General features: G+C 69.8%; 23 protein-coding genes. 9 read left to right on the top strand and 14 right to left on the bottom strand.

Going from position 1 to position 24,894, the window contains the following annotated elements:
* The first annotated feature begins 38 nt into the window (after positions 1 to 38).
* The 9 genes from AC0N04_RS17350 (at position 39) to AC0N04_RS17310 (ending at position 10,912) form a co-directional block, all read left to right on the top strand.
* Positions 39 to 839: a cytochrome C assembly family protein gene (locus AC0N04_RS17350; RefSeq protein WP_474283673.1), complete on the top strand. Its 801-nt coding sequence runs from the start codon at positions 39 to 41 to the stop codon at positions 837 to 839.
* A gap of 7 nt (positions 840 to 846) precedes the next feature.
* The gene (locus tag AC0N04_RS17345; RefSeq protein WP_474283671.1) at positions 847 to 1,092 is read left to right on the top strand and encodes a PP0621 family protein; all 246 of its coding nucleotides are present in this window, start codon (positions 847 to 849) and stop codon (positions 1,090 to 1,092) included.
* Complete coding sequence (locus AC0N04_RS17340) at positions 1,089 to 2,948, top strand: sensor histidine kinase (RefSeq protein WP_474283669.1); 1,860 nt, start codon at positions 1,089 to 1,091, stop codon at positions 2,946 to 2,948. The genes AC0N04_RS17345 and AC0N04_RS17340 overlap by 4 nt, the downstream gene beginning before the upstream one ends.
* Entirely contained in the window at positions 2,945 to 4,414 is a 1,470-nt protein-coding gene (locus AC0N04_RS17335; protein WP_474283667.1) for a sigma-54-dependent transcriptional regulator, read from the top strand. The genes AC0N04_RS17340 and AC0N04_RS17335 overlap by 4 nt, the downstream gene beginning before the upstream one ends.
* On the top strand, positions 4,411 to 5,001 hold the full coding sequence (ampD, locus tag AC0N04_RS17330) for a 1,6-anhydro-N-acetylmuramyl-L-alanine amidase AmpD (protein ID WP_474283665.1): 591 nt from the start codon (positions 4,411 to 4,413) through the stop codon (positions 4,999 to 5,001). Before AC0N04_RS17335 ends, ampD begins: the two co-directional genes overlap by 4 nt.
* 287 nt (positions 5,002 to 5,288) lie before the next feature.
* On the top strand, positions 5,289 to 8,228 hold the full coding sequence (locus tag AC0N04_RS17325) for a ribonucleoside-diphosphate reductase subunit alpha (RefSeq protein WP_474283663.1): 2,940 nt from the start codon (positions 5,289 to 5,291) through the stop codon (positions 8,226 to 8,228).
* A gap of 189 nt (positions 8,229 to 8,417) precedes the next feature.
* Positions 8,418 to 9,620 carry a ribonucleotide-diphosphate reductase subunit beta gene (locus AC0N04_RS17320; protein ID WP_474283661.1) on the top strand — a complete coding sequence of 401 codons (1,203 nt, stop codon included), beginning with the start codon at positions 8,418 to 8,420 and terminating at the stop codon, positions 9,618 to 9,620.
* A 284-nt stretch (positions 9,621 to 9,904) separates the two neighbouring features.
* A complete protein-coding gene (locus AC0N04_RS17315) occupies positions 9,905 to 10,423 on the top strand; it encodes a histone (protein WP_474283659.1) in 519 nt (172 codons plus the stop codon).
* A 180-nt stretch (positions 10,424 to 10,603) separates the two neighbouring features.
* Positions 10,604 to 10,912 carry a DUF167 domain-containing protein gene (locus AC0N04_RS17310; RefSeq protein WP_474283657.1) on the top strand — a complete coding sequence of 103 codons (309 nt, stop codon included), beginning with the start codon at positions 10,604 to 10,606 and terminating at the stop codon, positions 10,910 to 10,912.
* A 43-nt stretch (positions 10,913 to 10,955) separates the two neighbouring features.
* Here the strand turns inward: AC0N04_RS17310 and AC0N04_RS17305 are convergent, their stop codons facing one another.
* The 14 genes from AC0N04_RS17305 to mpl form a co-directional block, all read right to left on the bottom strand.
* Positions 10,956 to 11,861 carry a carbohydrate kinase family protein gene (locus AC0N04_RS17305; protein WP_474283655.1) on the bottom strand — a complete coding sequence of 302 codons (906 nt, stop codon included), beginning with the start codon at positions 11,859 to 11,861 and terminating at the stop codon, positions 10,956 to 10,958.
* A 48-nt stretch (positions 11,862 to 11,909) separates the two neighbouring features.
* Positions 11,910 to 13,013, bottom strand: coding sequence for a DUF3426 domain-containing protein (locus tag AC0N04_RS17300; protein WP_474283653.1), 1,104 nt, complete (start codon positions 13,011 to 13,013; stop codon positions 11,910 to 11,912).
* 78 nt (positions 13,014 to 13,091) lie between these two features.
* Positions 13,092 to 13,991, bottom strand: a complete 900-nt coding sequence (gene prmA / locus AC0N04_RS17295; protein WP_474283651.1) for a 50S ribosomal protein L11 methyltransferase — start codon at positions 13,989 to 13,991, stop codon at positions 13,092 to 13,094.
* A 43-nt stretch (positions 13,992 to 14,034) separates the two neighbouring features.
* Entirely contained in the window at positions 14,035 to 15,384 is a 1,350-nt protein-coding gene (gene accC / locus AC0N04_RS17290) for an acetyl-CoA carboxylase biotin carboxylase subunit (protein ID WP_474283649.1), read from the bottom strand.
* A gap of 8 nt (positions 15,385 to 15,392) precedes the next feature.
* Complete coding sequence (accB, locus tag AC0N04_RS17285; protein WP_474283647.1) at positions 15,393 to 15,848, bottom strand: acetyl-CoA carboxylase biotin carboxyl carrier protein; 456 nt, start codon at positions 15,846 to 15,848, stop codon at positions 15,393 to 15,395.
* A gap of 404 nt (positions 15,849 to 16,252) precedes the next feature.
* Positions 16,253 to 16,780, bottom strand: coding sequence for a TlpA family protein disulfide reductase (locus AC0N04_RS17280; protein WP_474283645.1), 528 nt, complete (start codon positions 16,778 to 16,780; stop codon positions 16,253 to 16,255).
* Positions 16,777 to 17,364 (bottom strand): hypothetical protein, encoded by a 588-nt coding sequence (locus tag AC0N04_RS17275; RefSeq protein WP_474283643.1) that lies wholly within the window; start codon positions 17,362 to 17,364, stop codon positions 16,777 to 16,779. The genes AC0N04_RS17280 and AC0N04_RS17275 overlap by 4 nt, the downstream gene beginning before the upstream one ends.
* A 32-nt stretch (positions 17,365 to 17,396) precedes the next feature.
* Positions 17,397 to 18,173 carry a transglycosylase domain-containing protein gene (locus AC0N04_RS17270; RefSeq protein WP_474283641.1) on the bottom strand — a complete coding sequence of 259 codons (777 nt, stop codon included), beginning with the start codon at positions 18,171 to 18,173 and terminating at the stop codon, positions 17,397 to 17,399.
* On the bottom strand, positions 18,170 to 19,036 hold the full coding sequence (gene aroE / locus AC0N04_RS17265) for a shikimate dehydrogenase (RefSeq protein ID WP_474283701.1): 867 nt from the start codon (positions 19,034 to 19,036) through the stop codon (positions 18,170 to 18,172). The genes AC0N04_RS17270 and aroE overlap by 4 nt, the downstream gene beginning before the upstream one ends.
* A 40-nt stretch (positions 19,037 to 19,076) precedes the next feature.
* On the bottom strand, positions 19,077 to 19,967 hold the full coding sequence (locus tag AC0N04_RS17260; RefSeq protein ID WP_474283639.1) for an energy transducer TonB family protein: 891 nt from the start codon (positions 19,965 to 19,967) through the stop codon (positions 19,077 to 19,079).
* 15 nt (positions 19,968 to 19,982) lie between these two features.
* The gene (locus tag AC0N04_RS17255; protein WP_474283637.1) at positions 19,983 to 22,046 is read right to left on the bottom strand and encodes a ribonuclease catalytic domain-containing protein; all 2,064 of its coding nucleotides are present in this window, start codon (positions 22,044 to 22,046) and stop codon (positions 19,983 to 19,985) included.
* A 69-nt stretch (positions 22,047 to 22,115) separates the two neighbouring features.
* On the bottom strand, positions 22,116 to 22,856 hold the full coding sequence (gene fabG / locus AC0N04_RS17250) for a 3-oxoacyl-[acyl-carrier-protein] reductase (RefSeq protein WP_474283635.1): 741 nt from the start codon (positions 22,854 to 22,856) through the stop codon (positions 22,116 to 22,118).
* A gap of 11 nt (positions 22,857 to 22,867) precedes the next feature.
* Positions 22,868 to 23,482: a YqiA/YcfP family alpha/beta fold hydrolase gene (locus tag AC0N04_RS17245; RefSeq protein ID WP_474283633.1), complete on the bottom strand. Its 615-nt coding sequence runs from the start codon at positions 23,480 to 23,482 to the stop codon at positions 22,868 to 22,870.
* Positions 23,479 to 24,846, bottom strand: coding sequence for a UDP-N-acetylmuramate:L-alanyl-gamma-D-glutamyl-meso-diaminopimelate ligase (mpl, locus tag AC0N04_RS17240; RefSeq protein ID WP_474283631.1), 1,368 nt, complete (start codon positions 24,844 to 24,846; stop codon positions 23,479 to 23,481). The genes AC0N04_RS17245 and mpl overlap by 4 nt, the downstream gene beginning before the upstream one ends.
* Positions 24,847 to 24,894 lie beyond the last annotated feature (48 nt).

The following is a 24,894-nucleotide window of genomic DNA, read 5'->3' as shown; positions in this document are numbered from 1 at the left end:
CGGCGGGTGGTCGGCTGGGGCGCCGGTAAACTGTGGGGATGATTTTATCCGCCCCACCCGAGGCCTTGTTCGCATGGCTGGCCATCGCCGGCTACGGCCTGGCCTGCCTGCCGGCGGAGCCGCGTCGCCATTGGCCGGCCTATCTGTTCACCGCCGCCTGGATCCTCCATGCGATGGTGCTGGCGTTCAGCGCCGATCTGTGGGGTGACGGGGCCCATGGCCTGCGCCTGGGCTTCTCGCCGGTGCTGTCGTTCACCGTCTGGCTGGTGCTGCTGGTGTATGCGGTCGAGAGCCACGTGGTGCCGGTGGCCGAGGTGCGCCGCGTGCTGGCGCTGTGCGGCGCCGCGGCGGTCACGCTGGCCTGGCTCTACCCGGGCGACGTGCTGGTGGTGGCTGAATCGCGCTGGGCGCCGATGCACTGGGTGCTGGGCCTGACCTCGTACGGCCTGTTCGGCGCGGCGGTGCTGCACGCGCTGATGCTCGACTCAGCCGAGCAGCGGCTGCGCAAGCGCTCGGCCGGGCCGCCGATGGCCTTCGGCATGCCGCTGCTCAAGCTCGAGCGCCTGACCTACCGCTTCGTCGAGGCCGGTTTCGTGGTGCTGACGCTGGCGCTGATCCTCGGGATGGTGCAGCCGAACTGGCGCTGGCGCGACCACAAGACCGTGCTGTCGCTGCTGGGCTGGGCCACGTTCGCGGGGCTGATCGCCGGGCGCCAGTGGCGCGGCTGGCGCGGCCGGCAGGCCACGCGCTGGCTGTACGCGGGCACGTTGCTGCTGCTGCTGGCCTATGTGGGATCGCGCTTCGTGCTGGAAGTGATCCTGCAGCGGCCGCCGGCCTGAGACCGAGATGTTCAAGTTTCTGCTGACCCTGCTGGTGGTGGTGATCGGCGTCAAGCTGTGGCTGGGCCGCCATCAGCGGCCCGCCGCCGGCCGGCGTGCGCCGGCCGCGCCGCCGCCGCCGCAGCCGATGGTGGCGTGCGAACGCTGCGGCGTGCACCTGCCGCGGGCCGACGCCTTCATCGACGACCGCGGCCAGCTGTTCTGCGGCCCTGAACATCGGCGGCTGGGCGCCTCGCGCAGCCCGAGCCGATGACCGCCGAGCCGCGCTCCTCGGCCCTGAGCGACGCCGCCGATTCGCGCCTGGGTGCGCTGGGCCTGGGCGAGGACACGCGGCTGGGACTGCTGGCCGACGCCCTGTCGGACTTCAGCCCCGGCGGCGGCGACAGCGAACACGAGCGCGGCGCCTCCAGGTCCGCCGGCCGCAGCGGTGCGGGCGGCGACGCCGGTGCCCGCCTGCGCATCCTGGACACCTACGTTGCCGCCCGCGTGATGCTGGCGCTGGCCCTGGTCGCGGTCCAGGGCGTCAGCCTCTGGCTGGGCGCGCGCGATCACTGGTTGATGCCGGGACTGACCCTGGCCTATCTGGTGCAGACCGTGGCCAGCGGCTGGTGGACGCGCCACGCCGGGCGGGTGCGCCAGGGGCCCCAGATCAGCCGCCGCCTGTGGTGGGCCACGGTGGGGGCGGACCTGCTGGCCTTCAGCGCGATGCACTGGGTCGATCCGGGGGGCAGCATCAACCACGCCGCGCTGCTGGTCCTGCCGGTGATGGTGTCGGGGGTGCTGAGCCCGCGCATGCCGGCGCTGGCGACTGCCGCGGCGGTGGCGCTAATGCTGCTCGCCGCGGCCTGGTTCCATGCCGGCTTCGACGTCGGCCTGCCGGGCATGCTGTCGCAAGCCGGGCTGGCGGGGATCGGGTTGTTCGTGGTGGTGCTGGTGTCGGGCGAGATGGCCAGCCGGCTGGCGCGGCAGGAGCGCTCGGCGCGCGACAACCTGTCGCTGGCGCTGCAGCAGGCCGAACTCAACCGGCTGGTGATCGACGAGATGAGCGACGGCGTGCTGGTGGTCGACCGGCGCGGCGGCGTGCGCGCCGCGAACCCGGCGGCGCGCGCCCTGCTCGCCGAGGACAACCGCTGTCCGCCGGCGCCGTTTTCGCTGCTGTCGCAGGCCGGCTGGCGGCCGTTGTTCGAGGCCGTCGAGCAGGCCTATCAGGCGGGGCAATGGCCGGCCTCGGGCCTGGACCTGACGCTGTCCTTCGACAAGGAGGCGCCGCGCTCGGTGCGGGTGCGGGGGCGCTTCACGCGCAGCACCCGGCTGCGCAGCAGCGGCGGCGAAGCGCGGCGCGACGAGATGCTGGGCGTGCTGTTCGTCGAGGAGTTGCGTAGCGTGCTGGCGCGGCAGCGCCAGGAGCGGCTGGTGGCGATGGGGCGGATCTCGGCCGGCATCGCGCACGAGATCCGCAACCCGCTGGCGGCGATCTCGCAGGCCAATTCGCTGCTGCAGGAAGACGTGCTGCGAACCGACCAGCAGCGCCTGGTGCGCATCGTCTCGGACAATGTCGACCGGCTCAAGCGCATCGTCGAGGACGTGATGGAGGCGGCGCCCGGCAGCAAGGCGCCGTCGCGGACGATCGACCTGACGGCCGAGGTGGCGGCGATCTGCAGCGAATGGGCGCGCACCGTCGGCCTGGCGCTGGGCAACGACAGCCGTCTCCAGGTCAGCCTGCCCGCCGAACCGCTGGGTGCGGTGTTCGACGGCGACCATCTGCGCCGCGTGCTGGTCAACCTGCTGGAGAACGCCGCGCGCCATGCCGGCAGCGGCCCCGGCGCGGTGCGCGTGACGGTGCAGGCGCTGGACGCGCCGCTGGTGCGCCTGGCGGTCTCCAGCGACGGCGAACCGATCGCCGCCGAGGTCGAGGCCCACCTGTTCGAGCCGTTCCACAGCACGCGCAGCCGGGGCACCGGTCTCGGCCTGTATATTTGCCGCGAATTGTGCGAGCGCCACGGCGCCAGCATCGACTACCTGAAACGCCGCGGCGACGTCCACGCCAACGTGTTCCAGGTCGTGATGCGGCGCGACACGATCGAGTCCCCCGGCCGTCTGCATCTATGACCGATTCCTTCCAGTCCAACCGCGTGCTGGTGGTCGACGACGAGCCCGACCTGCTCACCCTGTACGAGCTGGCGCTGCTGCGCGAGGGCCACGAGGTCGAGACCGCGGCCACCGTGGCCGAGGCCTGGGCGCTGCTGGAGCAGAAGGTGTTCCGGCTGGTGATCACCGACATGCGGCTGCCCGACGGCTCGGGCATGGAACTGCTGCACCGGCTGGAGAAGGCGCGGCGCGCGGAAAAGATCATCGTCGTCACCGCCTACGGCTCGGCCGAGAACGCCGTCGAAGCCCTGAAGGCGGGTGCCTTCGATTACCTGACCAAGCCGGTGGACCTGCGCCAGTTCCGCGCCGTCGTGGCCTCGGCGATGGGGCGCTCGGCGGTGGTCGAGGTGGCGCGTCCGGCGGCCGGCAGCGAGGGCCCGCTCGGCCGCATGGTCGGCCGCTCCGAGGTGATGCGCCAGGTGCGCGAACTGGTCGAGAAGGTGGCGCGCAGCATGGCACCGGTGCTGGTGCACGGCGAGTCGGGCACGGGCAAGGAACTGGTCGCGCGCGGCATCCACAGCGTCAGCGCCCGCGCCGGCCAGCCGTTCGTGGCGGTGAACTGCGGGGCGATCCCCGAACCCTTGCTGGAGGCGGAGTTCTTCGGCTACCGCAAGGGCGCGTTCACCGGCGCGGCCGAGGATCGCGAAGGCTTCTTCCAGGCGGCCAACGGCGGCACGCTGTTCCTCGACGAGATCGGCGACCTGCCGCTGGCGATGCAGTCCAAGCTGCTGCGGGTGATCCAGGAGCGCGCGGTGCGGCCGGTCGGTGCGGTGGCCGAGCTGCCGCTGAACGTGCGCATCGTCAGCGCCACCCACAAGGACCTCGGCGCCGAGGTGGCCGCGGGCCGGTTCCGCCAGGACCTGTACTACCGGCTGAACGTGATCTGCATCCCGGTGCCACCGCTGCGCGAGCGCATGGAGGACCTGGAGCCGCTGTGCAACGCGCTGCTCGAACGCATCGCCCGCGAGGCCGGCGTGCTGCCGGTGCCGGTGCTGGCGCTGGACACCCGCGCGCGCCTGGCGGGCTATGCCTTCCCGGGCAACGTGCGCGAGCTGGAGAACCTGCTGCACCGCGCGGTGGCGCTGTCGTCGGGCGACGTGATCACGGTCGACGACCTGGGGCTGCCGCAGGCCTTGCTGGTCGATACGGTCAGCGACGACCTCAGCCTGCCAGGCCTGCCGGCCGATTTTTCGCTGCCGGCCGATGCCGCGCCCTTGCCGGCCGACCTGGCGGCGCACCTGGACGAAGTCGAGCGCGGCATCCTGGTGCGGGCGCTGGAGCAGCATGGCTTCAACCGCACGGCGGCCGGGGCGCGGCTGGGGCTGTCGCTGCGCCAGATGCGCTACCGGATGGCCCGGCTGGGCATCACCGAGCACGATCCGTCGCTGGTGCCGGGCGACGGCGGGCCGGGCGGGACCGCCGCGTGAGCCCGACGCCACCCGCCTGGAACGCAGGCTGGTGGCAGCCGGCGCGGCGCCGGCCGTCCCCCAACTTCGGCCCGCGACCGGTCGGCGAGGCGATCACGCTGGTCGTGCTGCACTCGATCAGCCTGCCGCCCGGCGAGTATGGCGGGGACGCCATCGAGGCCTTGTTCCAGAACCGCCTGGACTGGGACGCCCATCCCTATTTCCAGACGATCCGCGGCCTCGAAGTCTCGGCGCATTTCCTGGTGCGGCGGGACGGCCGGGTGCTGCAGTTCGTCTCCTGCGACGACCGGGCCTGGCACGCCGGCCGTTCCTGCTGGCGCGGGCGCGACAACTGCAACGACTGGTCGGTGGGCATCGAGCTCGAAGGCCTGGAGGGCGACCGCTTCGAGCCCGTGCAGTACGACGCGCTGGCGCCGCTGCTGCAGGCCGTGTGCGCGCACTATCCGGTGCGCGAGGTCGTGGGCCACGAGCACGTCGCCGTCGGCCGCAAGGGCGATCCCGGCGCGGGCTTCGACTGGCCGGCCTTGCGCACCCGGCTGGGCGCGGACGCCGCGCTGATTCCGGCCGCGCTGCTGCACCGCGCCTGAGGCCGGGCGGCGCGGGCCTGCGGCGATGCAGGTCGAAAAATCGCGCGATCGTCAAGTGGGCTAATCACGCTACAGGTAGTGGTTGAAGTGGCTTCAACCCCCAGATATAGTGCCCCTTCATGCTAAGCTCGCGCATCCCGTTTCAGCCGTGCCGCGCCTTGTTGCGGCCCGAGCCGCCGAGACCCTCGACCCGGATCGAGCGCTCCCGTCGGCATCGCGCTGAAGCGTTGCGAGGCCTCTGCACATTGCAGGCCTGAACCACACCAGAGTCCATACGAGGGGAACCCATGCAAGCAGTCCGTCCCAGCACCGCCGACGCCGCCGACGCCGCCGCGCCGGCATCCGCCGCACCCACCGACCACGCCGCCGCGCCGGCATCGCCGTCCAGCGCCTACCAGGGCTACCAGATCATCCGCCGCAACGGCGCGGTGGTGGGCTTCGCCCCCGACAAGATCGCGGTCGCGCTGATGAAGGCCTTCCTGGCCGTGCACGGCACCCAGGGTGCGGCGTCGGCCAGCGTGCGCGAGACGGTGGACGGCCTGACCGAAACGGTGGTGCGCGCGCTGCTGCGCTCGCGTCCGGGCGGCGGCACCTTCCACATCGAAGACGTGCAGGACCACGTCGAACTGGGCCTGATGCGCGGCGGCCACCATGAGGTGGCGCGCGCCTATGTGCTGTACCGCGAGCGCCGCACGCAGGAGCGCGCCAAGCAGGGCGTGGCGGCACGGGCGAGCGCGCCGAACGCGATCCACGTGGTCGACAAGGGCCAGCGTGCGCCGCTCGACGAGGCGCGGCTGGTCGCCATCATCGAGTCGGCCTGCGCCGGCCTGGGCGCCGACGTGAAGGCCGAGCCCATCCTGGCCGAGACGCACCGCAACCTCTACGACGGCGTGCCGCTGGACGAGGTGTACAAGGCCGCCATCCTGGCAGCCCGCACGCTGATCGAGCACGAGCCCGCCTACACCCGCGCCACCGCGCGCCTGCTGCTGCACACCATCCGCAAGGAGATCCTGGGCGAGGAGGTGATGCAGGCCGAGATGCCGGCGCGCTACGCCGAGTATTTCCCCAAGTTCATCAAGAAGGGGGTCGAGGCCGAACTGCTGGACGAGAAGCTGATGCAGTTCGACCTGTCCAGGCTGGGCCAGGCACTGAACGCCGAGCGCGACATGCAGTTCGACTATCTGGGCCTGCAGACCCTGTTCGACCGCTACTTCCTGCACATCGACGAGCAGCGCATCGAGATGCCGCAGGCCTTCTTCATGCGCGTCGCGATGGGCCTGGCGCTGAACGAGATCGACCGCGAGGCCCGCGCGATCGAGTTCTACAACGTGCTGTCCACGTTCGACTTCATGTCCAGCACGCCGACGCTGTTCAACGCCGGCACGCGCCGCTCGCAGCTTTCCAGCTGCTACCTGACCACGGTGGCCGACGACCTGGACGGCATCTATGAAGCGCTGAAGGAGAACGCGCTGCTGTCCAAGTTCGCCGGCGGTCTGGGCAACGACTGGACCAACGTGCGCGCGCTGGGCAGCTACATCAAGGGCACCAACGGCAAGAGCCAGGGCGTGGTGCCGTTCCTGAAGGTGGTCAACGACACCGCGGTGGCGGTGAACCAGGGCGGCAAGCGCAAGGGCGCGGTCTGTGCCTACCTGGAAACGTGGCACCTGGACATCGAAGAGTTCATGGAGCTGCGCAAGAACACCGGCGACGACCGCCGTCGCACCCACGACATGAACACCGCGAACTGGATTCCGGACCTGTTCATGAAGCGCGTGATGGAAGGCGGCGACTGGACGCTGTTCTCGCCGTCCACCTGCCCGGACCTGCACGACCTGACCGGCGCGGCGTTCGAGAAGGCCTACACCTCTTATGAGGCCAAGGCCGACCGGGGCGAGATCAAGCTGTTCAAGCGCATGCCCGCCAAGGACCTGTGGCGCAAGATGCTCTCGATGCTGTTCGAGACCGGCCATCCGTGGATCACCTTCAAGGACGCCTGCAACGTGCGCTCGCCGCAGCAGCATGTGGGCGTGGTGCACTCCAGCAACCTGTGCACCGAGATCACGCTGAACACCAACGGCGACGAGATCGCGGTCTGCAACCTGGGTTCGGTCAACCTCGCGCAGCACCTGAAGGACGGCGCGGACGGCCAGAAGACCCTTGACCATGCCAAGCTGCAGAAGACCATCGCCACCGCGATGCGCATGCTCGACAACGTCATCGACATCAACTACTACGCGGTCAAGAAGGCGCGCGACTCCAACCTGCGCCACCGTCCGGTGGGCTTGGGCATCATGGGCTTCCAGGATGCGCTCTACCAGTTGCGCACGCCTTACGCCAGCCAGGCGGCGGTCGAGTTCGCCGACCGCTCGATGGAGGCGGTCTGCTACTACGCCTACCAGGCCTCGTCGGAACTGGCGGCCGAGCGCGGTCGCTACAGCAGCTACCGCGGTTCGCTGTGGGACCAGGGCATCCTGCCGATCGATTCGCTGGACCTGCTGGCCCAGCAGCGCGGCGGTTATGTCGACGTGGATCGCAGCAGCACGCTGGACTGGCCCGCGCTGCGCCAGCGCATCGCCACCCACGGCATGCGCAACAGCAACTGCGTCGCCATCGCCCCGACGGCCACCATTTCGAACATCATCGGCGTCGACGCGTCGATCGAGCCCTGCTTCGGCAACCTGTCGGTCAAGTCCAACCTGTCGGGCGAGTTCACCGTGGTCAACGAGTACCTGGTGCGCGACCTGAAGAAACTGGGCCTGTGGGACTCGGTGATGGTGATGGACCTGAAGCACTACGACGGCTCGCTGCGCCGCATCGACCGCATGCCCGACGAGCTGAAGCAGCTCTACGCCACGGCCTTCGAGGTCGAGACGCAGTGGCTGGTGGAAGCCGCGGCGCGCCGCCAGAAGTGGATCGACCAGGCGCAGTCGCTCAACATCTACATGGCCGGCGCGTCGGGCAAGAAGCTCGACGACACCTACAAGCTGGCCTGGGTGCGCGGCCTGAAGACCACCTACTACCTGCGCACGATGGCGGCCACGCACGCCGAGAAGTCGACCATCTCGACCAACTCCCACAACGCGGTGGCGAGTTCGGGCAGCGTGGGCGGCGGCCTGTCGGCACTCGACGCGGCAGCGCAGCAGGCGCAGGCGATGCTGGCTGCGGTACCGGCGACCGACATCAAGTTCTGTGCGGTCGACGACCCGAGTTGCGAAGCCTGTCAGTGATCGTCGATGCGTGCGTTGCGTGCTCGTCGCTATGCATTGCCGAGCGCGTTTCATCGCGACGGCCGAGGCCTTCGTGATGAGTGCGCTGCAGCGATGCACCACCGCAACAACGCACGCGTTTTGATGTCAAGAAGTGCTTGGTGTTTCGACACAACACTCCGATAATTTCACGCCATAGGAAACATGCACATGCTGGTCTGGGAAGACGACGTTCGACACCCGCCGAAATCTGTTCAAGCGCCTGCGTTCGAGCCTCCAGTCGATACGCGGTTCGTGCCTCCGTCACCCATCGCCGCGCTGGCCGGCGCCACGCCGGTGACCCCTTCCGTTGCGACTGCCGCCACACCCAGCGGTTCGGTGGTCGCGCGCAGCGACCGCCGCGTCAACGTGGCCGACAAACGCATCATCAACGGCCAGACCGACGTCAACCAACTGGTGCCGTTCAAGTACAAGTGGGCCTGGGAAAAATACCTCGCCACCTGTGCCAACCACTGGATGCCGCAAGAGGTCAACATGTCGCGCGACATCGCGACCTGGAAGGACCCGAACGGCCTGAGCGAAGACGAGCGTCGCATCATCAAGCGCAACCTCGGCTTCTTCGTCACCGCCGATTCGCTGGCCGCGAACAACATCGTGCTCGGCACCTACCGCCACATCACCGCGCCCGAATGCCGCCAGTTCCTGCTGCGCCAGGCCTTCGAAGAGGCGATCCACACCCACGCGTACCAGTACATCGTCGAATCGCTCGGTCTCGACGAAAGCGAGATCTTCAACGCCTATCACGAGGTGAAGTCGATCCGCGACAAGGACGAGTTCCTGATCCCGTTCATCGACCAGGTCATGAACCCGCTGTTCAAGACCGGCACGCCCGAGGCCGACCAGACGCTGCTGAAGAGCCTGATCGTGTTCGCCTGCCTGATGGAAGGCCTGTTCTTCTACGTCGGCTTCACGCAGATCCTGGCGATGGGGCGGCAGAACAAGATGACCGGCGCGGCCGAGCAGTACCAGTACATCCTGCGCGATGAGTCGATGCACTGCAATTTCGGCATCGACCTGATCAACCAGATCAAACTCGAAAACCCGCACCTGTGGACGGCCGAGTTCAAGACCGAGATCCGCGGCCTGTTCGAGAAAGCCGTCGAGCTGGAATACCGCTACGCCGAAGACACCATGCCGCGTGGCGTGCTGGGTCTGAACGCGTCGATGTTCAAGGGCTATCTGCGCTACATCGCGAACCGCCGTGCGACGCAGATCGGCCTGGAGGCGCTGTATCCGAACGAGGAAAACCCGTTCCCCTGGATGAGCGAAATGATCGACCTGAAGAAGGAACGCAATTTCTTTGAAACCCGCGTCATCGAATACCAGTCCGGTGGCGCTTTGAGCTGGGACTGAGCCCGGACGCGAGGCCGTGCTTGCGCACGGCCTCGCGCCGGGTTCAGTGCCGAGGGGCCCGCAAGCCCTTCGGCTGGTGACGTGTCAGCCCGAGTGACCGCAGCCAGTCAGCACCTGTGAGAGATCAAGATCCTCGGCCCGGGTCGAGCGCTGCCGAACGAAGCAGCGCCGCGGGCCGGTTCCCCATTCACCGCATCGGGGACACGTGACAAACCCACGGGCGGTGGATTGCCGGGTTGTATCGAGCAACCTGGTGTTTTTGCAACTTGATCAAGGAGTTTGAAATGGCAACTGCAAAGAAGGCTGCACCGGCGAAGAAGGCCGCTCCCAAGGCCGCAGCGAAGAAGGCCGCACCGAAGGCCGCCGTGAAGAAGGCTGCTCCGAAGGCGGCGGCGAAGAAGGCGGCACCGGCGAAGAAGGCCGCTGCACCGAAGGTCGCTGCGAAGAAGGCGGCACCGGCGAAGAAGGCCGCTGCACCGAAGGTCGCTGCGAAGAAGGCGGCACCGGCGAAGAAGGCCGCTCCGAAGGCCGCGGCGAAGAAGGCGGCACCGGCGAAGAAGGCTGCTCCGAAGGCCGCTGCGAAGAAGGCCGCTCCGAAGGCGGCCCCGAAGGCTGCTGCGAAGAAGGCGGCCCCGAAGAAGGCTGCAGCGGCGAAGAAGCCGGCAGCGAAGAAGCCGGCGGCGAAGAAGGCTGCGAAGAAGGCGGCCGCTCCCGCGCCCGCTGCTGCGCCTGCGGCGCCTGCAGCCAAGACCGCGTTGAGCCCCGCCGCCGCTTGGCCGTTCCCGACGGGCAACAAGCCCTGAGCGAACGACGCCGCTCTTCGGGGTGGCGCCTGAAAGGCCCGGCTTCGGCCGGGCTTTTTTTCGCGCTCCGGGCCACGCCTGGCCCACTCGCCCTTCGATCCCACCGATTGCCCTATGTCGCCGAGCCGTCCAGCGTCCGAACCTCAGCAGCCTCCGGCTGGAGCGGGGGAGCCTCGTTGCGTGATCGGCAAAGGGGGGCAGCGGACCGTTCTGGTGGTGTCGGTGGTGCCCAACGCGAAGCGCACCGAAGCCGTCGGCCTGCATGACGGCGCGCTGCGCGTGCGTCTGGCGGCGCCGCCGGTGGACGGCAAGGCCAATGATCGCCTGACCGATTGGCTGGCGGACGAACTCGGCCTCGCGCGCCGCGCGGTGCGTCTGCTGCGCGGCGCCGCGTCACGCCACAAGCAGGTCGAGATCGATCTGCCCGAGGCGGCGGTGCGCCGGTGGCTGGCGCAGCGCCTGGCGGCGGCCGGCGCCGGTCCGGGCTGACGCCTCGCGGCGGCAACCCGTGCCGCCTGGGCGCCGGCGGCGCTCACAGGCCCAGCGCGGCGCGATCGATGCGGTGGTTCTGCCCGCCTCTCGCGGCGATCTTCAGCGCGCCCAGCCGATTGCCCAGCGCGACGCATCGCGGCAGCTCCCAGCCTTGTTCCAGGCCGTAGAGCAGCGCGCCCCGGAACGCGTCGCCGCAGCCGGTCGGGTCCACCACGGCCTCGGCCGGAACGCCGGGGACCAAGGTGCACTGACCCTGGACCCAGACCTCGCAGCCCGCGGCGCCCAGCGTGACGATGACCCCGGCCAGGTGCGATTCGGACAGCGATCGCAACGACAGGCCGGTGCGGTCGCACAGCATCTTGGCTTCGTAGTCGTTCACCGCGACCCAGCGCGCCTGCGCAATGAACTGGCGCAGTTCGTCGCCGTTGAACATCGGCAGTCCCTGGCCCGGGTCGAACACGAACGGAATGCCGGCTGCCGCGAGATCGCGGGCGCGCCTCAACATCGCCTCGCGCCCGTCCGGGCCGATGATCGCCAGCCGGAGGTCATCGCGCTGCGGCAGCGCGATGCGGTGAGCCTCTTGCATGGCCCCAGGGTGGAAGGCGGTGATCTGGTTGTTGTCGGCGTCGGTGATGATCATGGCCTGGGCCGTGTAGCTGTCATCCACCGTCAGCACCTGCGCGGTGTCGATGCCCAGCGCCGACAGGCGTTCGAGGTAGCTCGCGCCGTCGTTGCCCAGGGCCGCCATCACCACCGCCTGGCCACCCAGTGCGTTGAGCGTGTAGGCGATGTTGCCTGCGCAGCCACCCCACTCGCGCCGCAGCGTCGGGACCAGGAACGAGACGTTCAGGATGTGCACCTGCTCGGGCAGGATCTGCTCGGCGAAGCGGCCGGCAAAGGTGGTGATGGTGTCGAAAGCCAGGGAACCGCAGACGAGACAGGCCATGAGGAAGGGACGTGGGAGGGAAGGGCCCGGGGCGCGCGGGATGCGCACTCAGGGGTAGAAGATTTCGGCGGTGAAGCCCGCGATGCGCAGATCGCCCACCTGCAGGCGCGCGTCGACGTGCCAGACGCCGTCGGCGGCGATGCCTTGCGGTGGGGCCGACAGCTGCTCCGGCAGCAGCACCTTGCGAACCACCTGGCGGCCCATCGGATCGGCCAGGCTCAGCTCGATGGCCGGCGCGCGCACCGGGTGCGTGCCGGTATTGCGAAGATCGGCCTCGAAACGCAGCACCTGGTCCTGGGCGGTCTTGGTCAGGCTGCTGCTGTCCAGCACCAGGCTGGCCAACGCGCGAGGCGGGGCCAGGCGGCAACCCTCGAGCCGGCACCAGGCGGCCAGCGGGGCGTGCAGCACTGGCCAGCGGGCGGCGAACTGGTCGCGCTGCTGGTGAGCGATCTGCAACAACAGGCCGGTCGCCAGCAGGGCGCTGGCGCCGCCCAGCACCGCCCGCACGCGAGGCCGGTGCCAGCGCGCGGCCCGCTCGGCCTGGCGCACGAAGGCGGGCGGGCCGGGCTCAGCCACCGGCTGCGGCGCCGCGGGCGACGGCAGGATCGCGTCCGCCGCATCGGCAGCGGCCAGGGGGGGCGAGGTGGTGTCCTCCGGCACCCGCAGCCACTCGTCGCTGAACACGGACTCGTGCGCCGTGGCTGCGGCGGCGGCGCGTGCTGCCAGCGACGGCTCGACGGGTTCGGGCGGTGGGGGCGCAGGGCGCGACGGTGTCGGCGGCTCGCTCCGGTCCAGCCACAGGTGCGAAGGCATTCCCCCCGGCGTCGGCGGCGACACCGCAGGCGCTGCCGGGGGATCACGGCCCGGTTCCCGCCACGAACGCGGCTCGGACAGGTCCAGCGGCATGCGCTCCGTCTCGTCTTCGTCGGGCATCTCGAACGGCCGGGTGGCGGCGAAGTCCGGCGGGGGCGGCGCGGGAGTCGGCGGGGCGGTGCCGGCCGGCGGCTCCGGCGGCAACTCGAACAAGGCTTCGAGCCCGTTGAAGACTTCGTGGCAATGGCCGCAGCGAACCCAGCCGCCGGAGACCTTCAACTGGTCTTGCACGACGCGGAACGTGGTGCCGCAGGCAGGACAGCGCGTGGCCAGGGTCATGGGAAGGATGATGCCATGGCAGCGGCGCCGGATCAGCGCAGGTCGGAGCTCGCCACGGCCGGCCGGCTCGCCGCAGGCTCAGGCCCGCTGGCCGCCCATCAGGATCCAGCCGTCGTCGCGGTTCAGCACCTCCAGCTGCAGCCAGGGGGCATAGGCTGCCTTCAGCTCGTCGGCCTGGCGCTCCAGGATGCCCGCCAGCACCAGCTGCGCGCCCGGCCCCAGATGGCCGCACAACAACGGCGCCAACAGCTTGAGCGGCGTCGCCAGGATGTTGGCCAGCACCAGCGGATAAAGGCCTTGCGCCAGTTCCGGTCCGCCGGCCCGCAGCGCGACGCCGTTGGCCAGCGCGTTGGCGGCGGTGGATTCGATGGCGGCCGGGTCGATGTCGACGGCATCGATGCCCTGGGCGCCATGCAGCGCGGCACCGATCGCCAGGATGCCCGACCCGCAGCCGTAGTCGAGCACGCGCGGCCAGCCGCCGGCCGGTGCCTGGGTCGCGATCCAGTGCAGGCACATGCGGGTGGTCGGATGGGTGCCGGTGCCGAAGGCCAGGCCGGGGTCCAGGCGCAGCACCCGTTCGGCCTCGGGCGGCGCGTCGTGCCAGCTCGGAACGATCCAGAACGTCGGGGTGATCGGCACCGGCGCGAACTGCGACTGGGTCAGGCGGACCCAGTCCTGCGGCGCGACCGCGGCCATCGCCTTCACCTGCAGGCCCGCGGTCCAGTCCTGCGCGAGCAGCAGCGTCGCCGCGTCCTGGGCCAGGGTCTCGCTGTCGAACAAGGCCTTCAGCGTCGAGCGATCCCAGCCCGCGCGAGGCGGCGGCATGCCCGGTTCGCCGAACAGCGCATGCTCGGCCTCGGTGTCGGCATCGGCGTCCTCCACCGACACCGACAGCGCGTCCAGCTCGTTCATCAAAGCCTCGGAAACCGGCTCCACCAGGGCCTGGGGTGCGGTCAGCACCAGTTCATGCAGGGACATCGTGTGAACTTCGCTTTGTCAGGCCACGCGCGGGGCGAGGGGGTCAGCGGCGATGCTGTTCCAGCCAGGCTTCGAGGTAGTGAATGCTGGTGCCGCCGCCGATGAAGCCCTTGTCGACCATCAGCTCGCGGTGCAGCGGGATGTTGGTCTGGATGCCCTCGACCACGGTTTCCAGCAGCGCGGTGCGCATGCGCGCCAGCGCCTGCTCCCGGGTGTCGCCATGGACGATGATCTTGCCGATCATCGAGTCGTAGTTCGGCGGCACGAAATAGTTGGCATAGACGTGCGAATCCACCCGCACGCCGGGCCCGCCCGGCGGGTGCCACGCGGTGACGCGCCCGGGCGAGGGCACGAACTTCCACGGGTCCTCGGCGTTGATCCGGCACTCGATCGCGTGGCCGCGCATCTGGATCTGGCGCTGCGTGAACGGCAGCTTCTCACCGGCGGCGACGCGGATCTGCATCTGCACGATGTCGATGCCGGTCACCATCTCGGTCACCGGATGCTCGACCTGCACCCGGGTGTTCATCTCGATGAAGTAGAACTCGCCGTTCTCGTAGAGGAACTCGAAGGTGCCCGCGCCGCGGTAGCCGATCTTCTTGCAGGCGGCGGCGCAGCGATCGCCGATCTTCTCGATCACCCGGCGCGGGATGCCCGGCGCTGGCGCCTCCTCGATGATCTTCTGGTGGCGGCGCTGCATCGAGCAGTCGCGCTCGCCCAGCCAGACCGCGTTGCGGTGCTCGTCGGCCAGGATCTGGATCTCGACATGGCGCGGGTTCTCGAGGAACTTCTCCATGTAGACCGCCGGGTTGCCGAACGCGGCGCCGGCCTCGGTCTTGGTCATCTGGACCGCGTTGATCAGCGCTGCCTCGGTGTGCACCACCCGCATGCCGCGCCCGCCGCCGCCGCCGGCCGCCTTGATGATCACCGGGTAGCCGACCGTGCGGGCGATGCGGATGATCTCCTTCGGATCGTCAGGCAACGCGCCCTCCGAACCGGGGACGCAGGGCACGCCGGACTTGATCATCGCCTGCTTGGCCGCGACCTTGTCGCCCATGATGCGGATCGATTCGGGGGTCGGGCCGATGAAGGTGAAACCGCTCTGCTCGACGCGTTCGGCGAAGTCGGCGTTCTCCGACAGGAACCCGTAGCCGGGATGGATGGCCTCGGCGTCGGTCACCTCGGCGGTCGAGATGATCGCCGGCATGTTGAGGTAGCTGAGGTTGGAGGCGGCCGGACCGATGCACACCGCCTCTTCGGCCAGGCGCACGTACTTGGCGTCGCGGTCGGCCTCGGAATACACCATCACCGCCTTGATGCCCATCTCCCGGCAGGCGCGCTGGATCCGCAGCGCGATCTCGCCGCGGTTCGCAATCAGAATCTTCTTGAACATGCCGCCGCTTACCCGATGACGTACAGCGGCTGGCCGAATTCGACCGCCTGGCCGTTTTCCACCAACACCTGGGTGATCGTGCCGGCGATGTCGGCGTCGATTTCGTTCATGATCTTCATCGCTTCGATGATGCAGATCGGATCACCCTCCTTCACCGCGCTGCCGACCTCCACGAAGGGCTTGCCGCCCGGCGTCGACGAGGCGTAGTAGGTGCCCACCATCGGCGACTTGACGACATGGCCGGTGGGTGCGGCGGGCGGTACCTCGGCCGCCACCGGCGCGGCCAGCGGCGTGGGCGCCGCCATGGGGGCCGCCGCTGGCAGGCTGGCCATCGGCATCGCCACGGCCGCGGTGGGCCCGGACTTGACGATCCGGACCTTGCCTTCGTTTTCGGTGATTTCTAGTTCGGTGATGTTCGACTCGGACACGAGGTCGATCAAGGTCTTGAGCTTGCGCAGATCCATGGAGGTACTTTCTCTGGAAGAGACAGGGTGCGTCGTCGGGCTGGGGCCACCGGGGCCATCCGAGGCGTTTCGCCGGGGTGCTGACGAGGCAGGCTGCTGATTTTGCTAAATGGGTCGGATTGTCTTCGATCTTGTGCCGATTGGCGTTGATCGCTGACACCGGAGTCATCTCTCCGGCGAGGCTGCCCCGAGTTCAATGGGTCGGAGTTCGCGACCGGACCGAGCTCGGCACCGACATTCCGATGCCGTGAACGATCTGCTTCTGATCATGTCTGACAATGAAGGAGGCCGCACTTTACGCTTTTTGGGGGGAGTTGTAAGCAGCTACGCGCAAAATATGGCTTGCAGAGCAAGGGTGGTGCAGGAACCGATGGATCGCGCCAGCCCACGGGCCCACGCGGGCCTCAGGCGCCGGCCCGGGCCCAGGTCTGCAGCTCGTCGAAGGTCGTGGCGCCCGCCTTGCGTTGCTGGATGCGACCGTCCGCCCCGATCACCAGGCTGTACGGCAGGCCGCCCGCGTCGTCGCCCAGATCATGGACCAGGGACAGGCCCTGGCTGCCGGCCAGCGCGATCGGGTAGCTCACCGGCGTCTGGTTCAGAAAGCGGCGCACCGCGTCGGCCTGGTCGACCGCCACTCCCAGCACCTGCCAGCCGCCCGCCGCCGACTTGGCGAAGCGGTCCAGCTCCGGCAGTTCCCGCACGCAGGGCGGGCACCAGGTGGCCCAGAAGTTGACGACCAGCGGCCGGCCCCGAAAGGCCGCCAACGGCAGGCGGGCCCCGCCCGGCGTGTCGAATTCGGCGGCCCAGAGTCGGTCCAGCGCCGCGTCGGACGGGTGGCCCGGCGCCAGGCGCCGCTCGTTGAAGACCAGACCCGCGCCCAGTGCCGCCAGGCCGGCCAGGGCGTACAGGCCGTGACGCCGTGAAAAACTCATGCTTCGGACTCCAGAAGGCGTTGCAGTGCGGCGAGATCGCCCCGCCAAGGGCGCCCGCGGGCGTCGGGCTTGAGCGCGCCGCGCAGGGCGTCGTGGTCCCTGATCACCAGGTGCAGCGTGACGAGCTCGTCCAGCGCCGGGCAGGGTTCGGCCAGGCTCAGGACCAGCGATTCGGCGTCGCCAGGGCTGTCGCTGTCGAAGGCGATGCCGCGATTGAGCAGCAGGATCTCCGGGGCCTTGGGGTCGTCGCAGTACAGGTCGATGATGATCTGCGACCGCCGGGTGGCGGTGCCGCGCCAGACGGCGCCGCCCAGGTGCGGCCGAAATTCGGCCAGCCGCGACATCCACCGCGCGGCGATTTCGCGCAACTGCCTCAATTCACCAGGCTGGGTCTCGGCACAAAACAACGCGAGGTAGTCGCGGACCTCGTCTTCGAGCTGCTCGTTGCCGGGCAGCGGGCCCTGGCGACCGCCGTGGCGGCCCAGGGTCCGCGCCGCGCGCTGCTTGGCGCTGGCGTAGTCCATGCCTTCTTCCACCACCAGGCGGGCGGCGGCGACGGCGATCTCATCGGTCAGCGAAGCCATGGAGCAGTGTGCCTGATGCCGGACCGGGTCCGTCAGGGCAGCTCGACCGCGCCCATCCGGGCGGCGATGGTGGCCGAACGTCCGGCCACGTAGGCCGACCCCGGGTTCTTCTCGAAGCGCTTGGGCGCCGGCAGCATCACCGCCAGCCGCGCCGCCTGTCCGACGCTCAGCTGGACCGCATCGACGCGAAAGTAGTGCCGCGCCGCCGCCTGGGCGCCGAACACCCCCTCGCCCCACTCGACGTTGTTGAGGTACAGCGTCAGGATGCGGCGCTTGTCCAGCAGTCCTTCGAGCATGAAGGTGATCAGCATTTCCTGGCCCTTGCGCACCAGGCTGCGCTCGCCCGAGAGGAACAGGTTCTTGGCCAACTGCTGGGAGATCGTCGAGCCGCCCACCACCTTCGGTGTCACCAGGGCCTTGGCCGGCACCTTGCGCCGCGCGTCCTGCCGCTCGATGCGCTGGTTGAGCTTGTCGGCCCGTAGCTCGGCCTTCTGGTTGCGCTGCCAGGCGCTCTCGATCGCATCCCACTCGACGCCATCGTGCTCGACGAAGTCCGCGTCCTCGCTGGCGATCACGGCCCGCTTGAGGTTCGACGACAGGCGTGTCTCCGGCACCCATTGCTGGCTCCAGTCGACGCGGTGCTTCTCGCGCAGCAGGCGCCAGGCCTCGCTGCGCTGAAAGCTGCTGGACTGCGGATCGACCCAGCGCATCAGCGCGACGCGGCCCAGGAAATAGAGCTGCAGCGACAGGCCGCACAGCAGCACCAGCGCCGCCAGTCGGACCCCGGATTGCCAGGCGCGGCGGATCATCGGCGTGCTGCCTGCCCGGCGAGTTGCTGCCGCAATTCGGCCAGCACCGGCGCGGTCCGGGGACGCACGCCACGCCACAGCCAGTACGCCTCGGCAGCCTGTTCGACCAGCATGCCCAGCCCATCGCGCGCCGTGGCGCCGTGCTCGGTCGCCCAGGCCAGAAACGGGGCGGCGGCGGCACCGTACATCAGGTCGACCGCCAGGCCGCCGGCACGCAGCACCTCGGGCGCGACCGGCACCGCGCCGCCCCCCAGGCTGCTGGCGCTGGCGTTGAGCACCACGTCGTAGGCCGCCCCGGCGTCGGCCAGAGAGCAGGCCCGGAGAACGACGGCCTGCCGGCGGGCGAGCGCGGCGTGGCGGGCGACCAGATCCTGGGCCCGTTGCAGACTGCGGTTGGCCACGGCCACCTCGGCCGGGCGGCGCTCCAGCAGCGGCCCCAGCACGCCCGCGGCGGCGCCACCGGCGCCGATCAGCAGGACCCGGGTGCCGGCCAGCGCCGTGCCGGCGCCCTGCTCGATGTCGGCGATCAGGCCGACGCCATCGGTGTTGTCGGCCAGCCAGCCCTCGGGGTCGAAGCGCAAGGTGTTCGCGGCCTGTGCCAGGTCGGCGCGTTCGGTGCGGCGCGGACACAGCGTGAACGCTTCGAACTTGAACGGCACGGTGACATTGCAGCCCTTGGCGCCGCTCTGGGCGAAGGCGCGCACCGTGGCGGCGAATCCGTCCAGCGGGGCTTCGAGCCGGTCGTAGTGCAGCGCGTCGCCGGTCTGCGCGGCGAACGCCGCATGAATGAAGGGCGACCGGCTGTGGGCGACCGGGTGACCCACGACGGCGTAGCGGTCGGGGTGGGGCGGGGAGGGGGGCATGGACATGGCGGCGGTGGCGTGGGAGGCGATCTGAACAGGTTCAGTGCGGCGAGGCGCCCATGCTGGTTTCCAGGCTTTCGGCGCGGGTGAAGCGGAAGCGCGAGGTGACCACGATCTGGTCGGCCTGGCGGCGCATGGCCGGGCTGAACGGCCCGAACGGCCCGGCGGCGTGGACGATGGCCACCGCGCGGCGGTTCAGCTCGGCCGACGCCGACGGCCGCACGACCTCGGCGTCGACCACCCGGCCCTGGGCGTCGACGGTCAGGTTCATCGTCAATTCGCCGTAGAGCTTGCGCCCCGCCAGTTCGGGGAAGTCACGGGTGCCGCGCGCCTCGATCCGGCGCCGCAGGTTGTCGTAGTAGGTGGCATAGACCTCTTCGCGGGTGGCCGGGCTGATGTAGCGCTTCTTGGGGCGCGCATTTTCCTCGTTGATGCGCTTCTCGATCTCGGCCAGCATGTGCAGCATCTGCCGGCGGCGCTCGTCCTGGTCGGCCTGCTCGGGGGTCGCGCTGAGCCGCGACGGATCGGGGGGCGGCAGCAGCGCCACTTGGCGTCGGATCTGGGCCAGCAATTGTTGCTGGATGTCCTGCATCTGCTGCACCTGGCGCTCGGCGGCGTCGAGGTCGTCGCCCGGAAGAGTCGTCTCCGAAGGCGGCAGAGGCGTGGTGGCGCGTCCCTTGTCGGCCTCGCCTCCGCCGGCCAGATCGGCTTGCGCGATGGCCTGGGCCTTGGCGGGCTTCTCGTTCGAGCGGGTGTTGACGAGGATGACTTCCAGCGGCGTGTCGTCGAAGACGCGGTTGAAACCGGCGGGGTCGACGAAGCGCACGGCCAGCAAGGCGGCGTGCACGCCGACCGACACCAGCAGCGCCCACTGCAGCGTGCTGGGCGGCTTCAGGTGCGGCAGAGCGCGGCGGCCGGAGCGCATCGACATGGCAGGCGCGCTCGGTCAGGGCGGTGGCGCGGCGGTCTCGCCAGGGGCGGGCGAGACCGCGCTGTCGTCCAGATCGATGGCCAGCGCCAGGCCGTCGGCCGCCTCGGCGGCCGGGTCGTCCTCGGCCTCGTCCTCGCTGCCCGGCGCGGCGGCGGTGTCCTCCAGGCGCGCCAGCAGGCTGGCATGGATCTCCAGCGTCAGCAGGTCCAGGCCGGTCACGCGCACCCGCACGTGGGTGCCGCGCGCCAGCGGCTCGCAGCCCAGCACCCGGAACACCAGCGGCAGCGTGTCGGCGCGCACCAGGCCATCCTTCATCACGCTGGCATCCAGTTCGGTCACGCCGTTCTGTTCCAGCCAGCGCATCGTCCAGTAGCGCTCGATCGCCTGCTGGAAGCCGTTGTAGGCGGCATAGGCCCCGTCGAAGGCCGAGATGATCGAGAACAGCGTCGCGTCGCGGGGCTTGAACGGCGCGGCCAGGGCCGCCGTGTTGCCATGGCGGGCGCAGGCGATGATCTGCCACTGGTTCACCAGGTCCACATAGCGGCGCAGCGGCGAGGTGGCCCAGGTGTACTGCGCCACGCCCATGCCGGCATGCGGCGCCGGCTTGATGCCCATGCGCACCTTGACGCCGGGCGCCAGGCTGGCCTGGCTGCGGTAGATGCCGGGCACGCCCAGCTCGGCCAGCCAGCCGCCCCAGGTGCTGTTGGCCAGGATCATGGCTTCCGCCACGATCAGGTCCAGCGGCGCACCGCGCCGGCGCTCGCCGATGCGCACGGTTTCGCTGCCGTCGGGCTCGCCGTCGCCGCCGGTCGCCTTCGGGTCGCGGTCCAGCTTGAAGCTGTAGTCGGGCCGGTTGAACAGCTCGGGCTTGCCGCGCACCTGCTCGCGAGCGGCCTTCAGATGCCGGGCGAGGCGGAAGCAGAAGGCCATCTCGGCGGCGAACGGGTAGTCGGCCACCGCGTCGCCGGTGAGCGAGGCTTCGGTGATCACCTCGTCGAGCTGGTCGTGCCGCAGATTGGCGGCGATCGGCACCCGCTCCAGCCGGGTCTCGGTGGCCTGCACGGCCAGCGAGGCTTCGTCCAGGGTCAGGTACAGGCTCACGGCGGGGCAGTCGCGCCCTTCCAGCAAGGTGTAGTTCTGCACCACTGCGTCGGGCAGCATGGTCAGCTTCCAGCCCGGCATGTAGACGGTGGAGAGGCGATCGCGCGCGAGCTTGTCCAGCGGCGAGTCGGGCCCGAAGGCCAGCGCCGGCGCGGCGATGTGGATGCCCAGCACGATGCTGCCGCTGCCCAGGCCGGTGACCGACAGCGCGTCGTCGATTTCGGTGGTCTGCGAATCGTCGATCGAGAACGCCTGCACCGGGGCCAGCGGCAGCGCGTCCTGGATCGCCGGCGCGTCCAGGGCCGGGAACGCATGACCCTTGGGGAATTGGTCGAACAGGAAGCGCCGCCAGTGAAACTGGTAGGGGCTGCTGATCGCGCCGGCGCTCTTGAGCAGGTCGAGCGGCGCCTGCTGGCTCGTCCTGGCCGCCTCGACCACGGCCTTGTACTCGGGCGCGTTCTTGTCGGGCTTGAACAGGATCTTGTAGAGCTGCTCGCGGATCGGCGCCGGGCACCCGCCGGCCACCAGTTCGGCTGCCCAGGCCTCGATCTGCAGCGCTTGCTGCCGTTTGCGCTCGATGCCCAGCAGGGCGGCCTTGACGATGTCCTCGGGGGCCTTCTTGAACTGGCCCTTGCCGGCGCGGCGGAAGTAGTGCGGCGCCTCGAACAGCCGAAAGAGTGCCGCGGCCTGCAGTTCCGGGCCGGCCTGGGCCGAGAAATAGTCGCGCGCCAGATCGACAAAGCTGAACTCGCCGTCGGGCGCGAATTCCCAGGCCAGGTCGAGGTCGATCTCGGCGGCCCGGGCCTGGGCGGAGGCGATCAAGGCCGCCGGCGGCGGCGCGTCGAAGCGCAGCAGCACGTTGGCGGACTTGACCTTGACGCGCTTGCCGGAATCGAGCTCGATTTGCACCGAACTGTCGGCTTCGGACATCACGCGGCCGGCGAGAAATTTCCCGGCATCATCGAAGAGGGCATACATCGGGCCGGATTGTCTCAGGTCGGGTGCGGCCGGCGGCGATGCGCCAGCGGCCTGCGCCGCAGCGGCCGATCAGACGGTCATGCCGCCCGAGACTTCCAGCACCGCGCCGTTGACGTACGAGGCCTCGTCGCTGGCCAGGAAGGCGTAGACGTTGGCGACCTCGTCCGGATGGCCCAGGCGGCGCAGCGGCACCTGCTCGCGCATGTGGTCCAGCACCTTGTCGGGGATGCTGTCGAGGATGGGCGTCTCGACGAAACCCGGCGCGACCGCGTTCACACGCACGCCCTTGGGGCCGAGTTCGCGGCTCCAGGTCTTGGTGAAGCCGATCACGCCGAACTTGCTGGCGGCGTAGTTGGTCTGGCCGAAGTTGCCATAGAGGCCGACCACGCTGGAGGCGTTGAGGATCACGCCCGCGCCTTGGGCCACCAGGGTGTCGGCGACCGCCTGGCTGCAATGGAAGACGCCGCGCAGGTTGACGTCGATCACCGCGTCGAACTGCTCCAGCGTCATCTTCTGCAGCCGCGCGTCTTTCGTGATGCCGGCGTTGTTGACCAGCACGTCGATGCGGCCGAACTTCGCCTTCACCGCCGCCACCATCGCGTCGACCTGGGCCCGGTCGGTGACGTTGACGACGAAGCCTTCGGCGGCGGCGCCCAGCCTGCGGCACTCCGCCACCGCCTCGTCGACGGCCGCGGCCTTCATGTCGCAGGCCACGACCGTCGCGCCTTCGCGGGCGAATTTCAGCGCGGTGGCCAGGCCGATGCCTTGGGCCGCGCCGGTGATGATGCAGATCTTGTCTTTCAAGCGCATGAGGGGTCTCGTCAGGTCAGTTGCAGGAAATGGAGCAGGTGGGGCAGGTCGGCATCGAAGTCGGACAGTGCATGGTCGCTGCTTTCGAGCAGGCGGATGCGGGCGCCGGCGTAGCGGGCGGCCATCTCGCGCCAGTCCAGCACTTCGTCCCCCTTGGCGATGACGGCGAAGTAGCGCTCGGGCCGGGTCAGCGCGGTGGGCGTCATGGCACGCAACTCGGCGATGAATTCTTCACGGAAGAAGAAGCGCTCCTGCGGGTTGTGAAAGGCCGTCTGCTCGCCCAGGTGCCGGGCCAGGTCGCGCGCCGGGTCCACGGCGGGGTTCAGCAGCGCGGCCAGGCAGCCCAGGCGTTCGGCCAGCACGGTGGCGTAAAAGCCGCCCAGCGAGCTGCCGATCACCGCCATGTGCTGGCGTGGCCAGCCGGACGTGGTGGCGAGCAGCAGCGCCAATGCGTCGCGCGGCGAAGGCGGCAGCTGAGGGCAGCACCACTGCAGCGCCGGCCGGTGCGCACGGATCCAGGCGCCCACCTGCTGCGCCTTGGCCGATTGCGGCGACGAGCGGAAGCCGTGCAGGTAGAGCAGATGGGTCACGGGTGCGCCCGGCGCACGGCCCGTCGCGTCCGTCATGCGCGCGCGGCCAAGGCCTGCAACAGCTTGTCGTGGATGCCACCGAAGGCGCCATTGCTCATGCACAGCACATGGTCGCCCGCTTTCGCGGCCTGGACGATGGCGGCCACCGTCGCGTCCACCGTGTCGCAGACCTGGGCCTGCTCGCCCATCGGCGCCAGCGCCTCGCGGGCATCCCAACCCAGCCCGCCGCCGTGGCAGAAGGCCAGGTCGCATTCTTCCAGCGCCCAGGGCAGCTGGGCCTTCATCGTGCCGAGCTTCATGGTGTTCGAGCGCGGCTCGAAGGCGGCCAGGATGCGCTGCGGTCCGACCTTGCGGCGCAGGCCGTTGACGGTGGTGCGGATGGCCGTCGGGTGGTGGGCGAAATCGTCGTAGACCTTGACCCCGCCGGCCTCGCCGCGCAGCTCCATGCGCCGGCGCACATTCTGGAATTCGGCCAGGGCGGCGGCGGCGGCCTCAGGCGGCACGCCCACGTGTTCCGCGGCGGCCAGGGTCGCCAGCGCGTTCAACTGGTTGTGCTCGCCCAGCAGCGGCCACTCGACGCGGGCGATCTTCATCGAACCGCGCAGCACGTCGAAGCTCGACGGCTCGCCGCGCGCGCGCAGGCTGCCGGGCTCTTCCTTGCGGCTGCCGAAGCGGGTGACTTCGCTCCAGCAGCCGCGGGCCAGCACGCGCTGCAAGGCTTCTTCGCGGGCGTTCACGACCAAGCGGCCGCGTGCCGGCACGGTGCGCACCAGGTGGTGGAACTGGGTCTCGATGGCGGCCAGGTCGGCGAAGATGTCGGCATGGTCGAACTCGAGGTTGTTCAGCACGGCTGTGCGGGGCCGGTAGTGCACGAACTTGCTGCGTTTGTCGAAGAAGGCCGTGTCGTATTCGTCGGCCTCGATGACGAACGGCGCGCCGGCGCGAAGATGTCCCAGGCGCGCCGAGATGCCGAAGTTCTGCGGCACGCCGCCGACCAGAAAGCCCGGCTGCAGCCCGGCGTGCTCCAGCACCCAGGCCAGCATCGAGGTGGTGGTCGTCTTGCCATGGGTGCCGGCCACGGCCAGCACGTGGCGGCCTTGCAGCACGTTCGCCGCCAGCCACTGCGGGCCGCTGGTGTAGGGCGCGCCGTCGTCGAGGATGGCCTCCATCAGCGGATTGCCGCGGGACACGACGTTGCCGACCACGAAGACGTCGGGCCTGAGCGCCAGCTGGTCGGCGCCGAAGCCTTCGATCAGGCGGATGTCCAGCGCCCGCAGCTGGTCGCTCATCGGCGGATAGACGTTGGCATCGCAGCCGGTCACGGTGTGGCCCGCTTCGCGGGCGAGCGCCGCCATGCCGCCCATGAAGGTGCCGCAGATGCCGAGGATGTGGATGTGCATGGGGAGAGAAGCTGGGGAGTTCAGGCGGCGACCGCCCGCGAAGGGCTT

It is taken from the genome of Ideonella sp. sgz306126 (genome assembly GCF_056032705.1).
The sequence above is the reverse complement of the archived record's forward strand: the minus strand, read 5'-3'. Positions and strand labels throughout refer to the sequence as shown.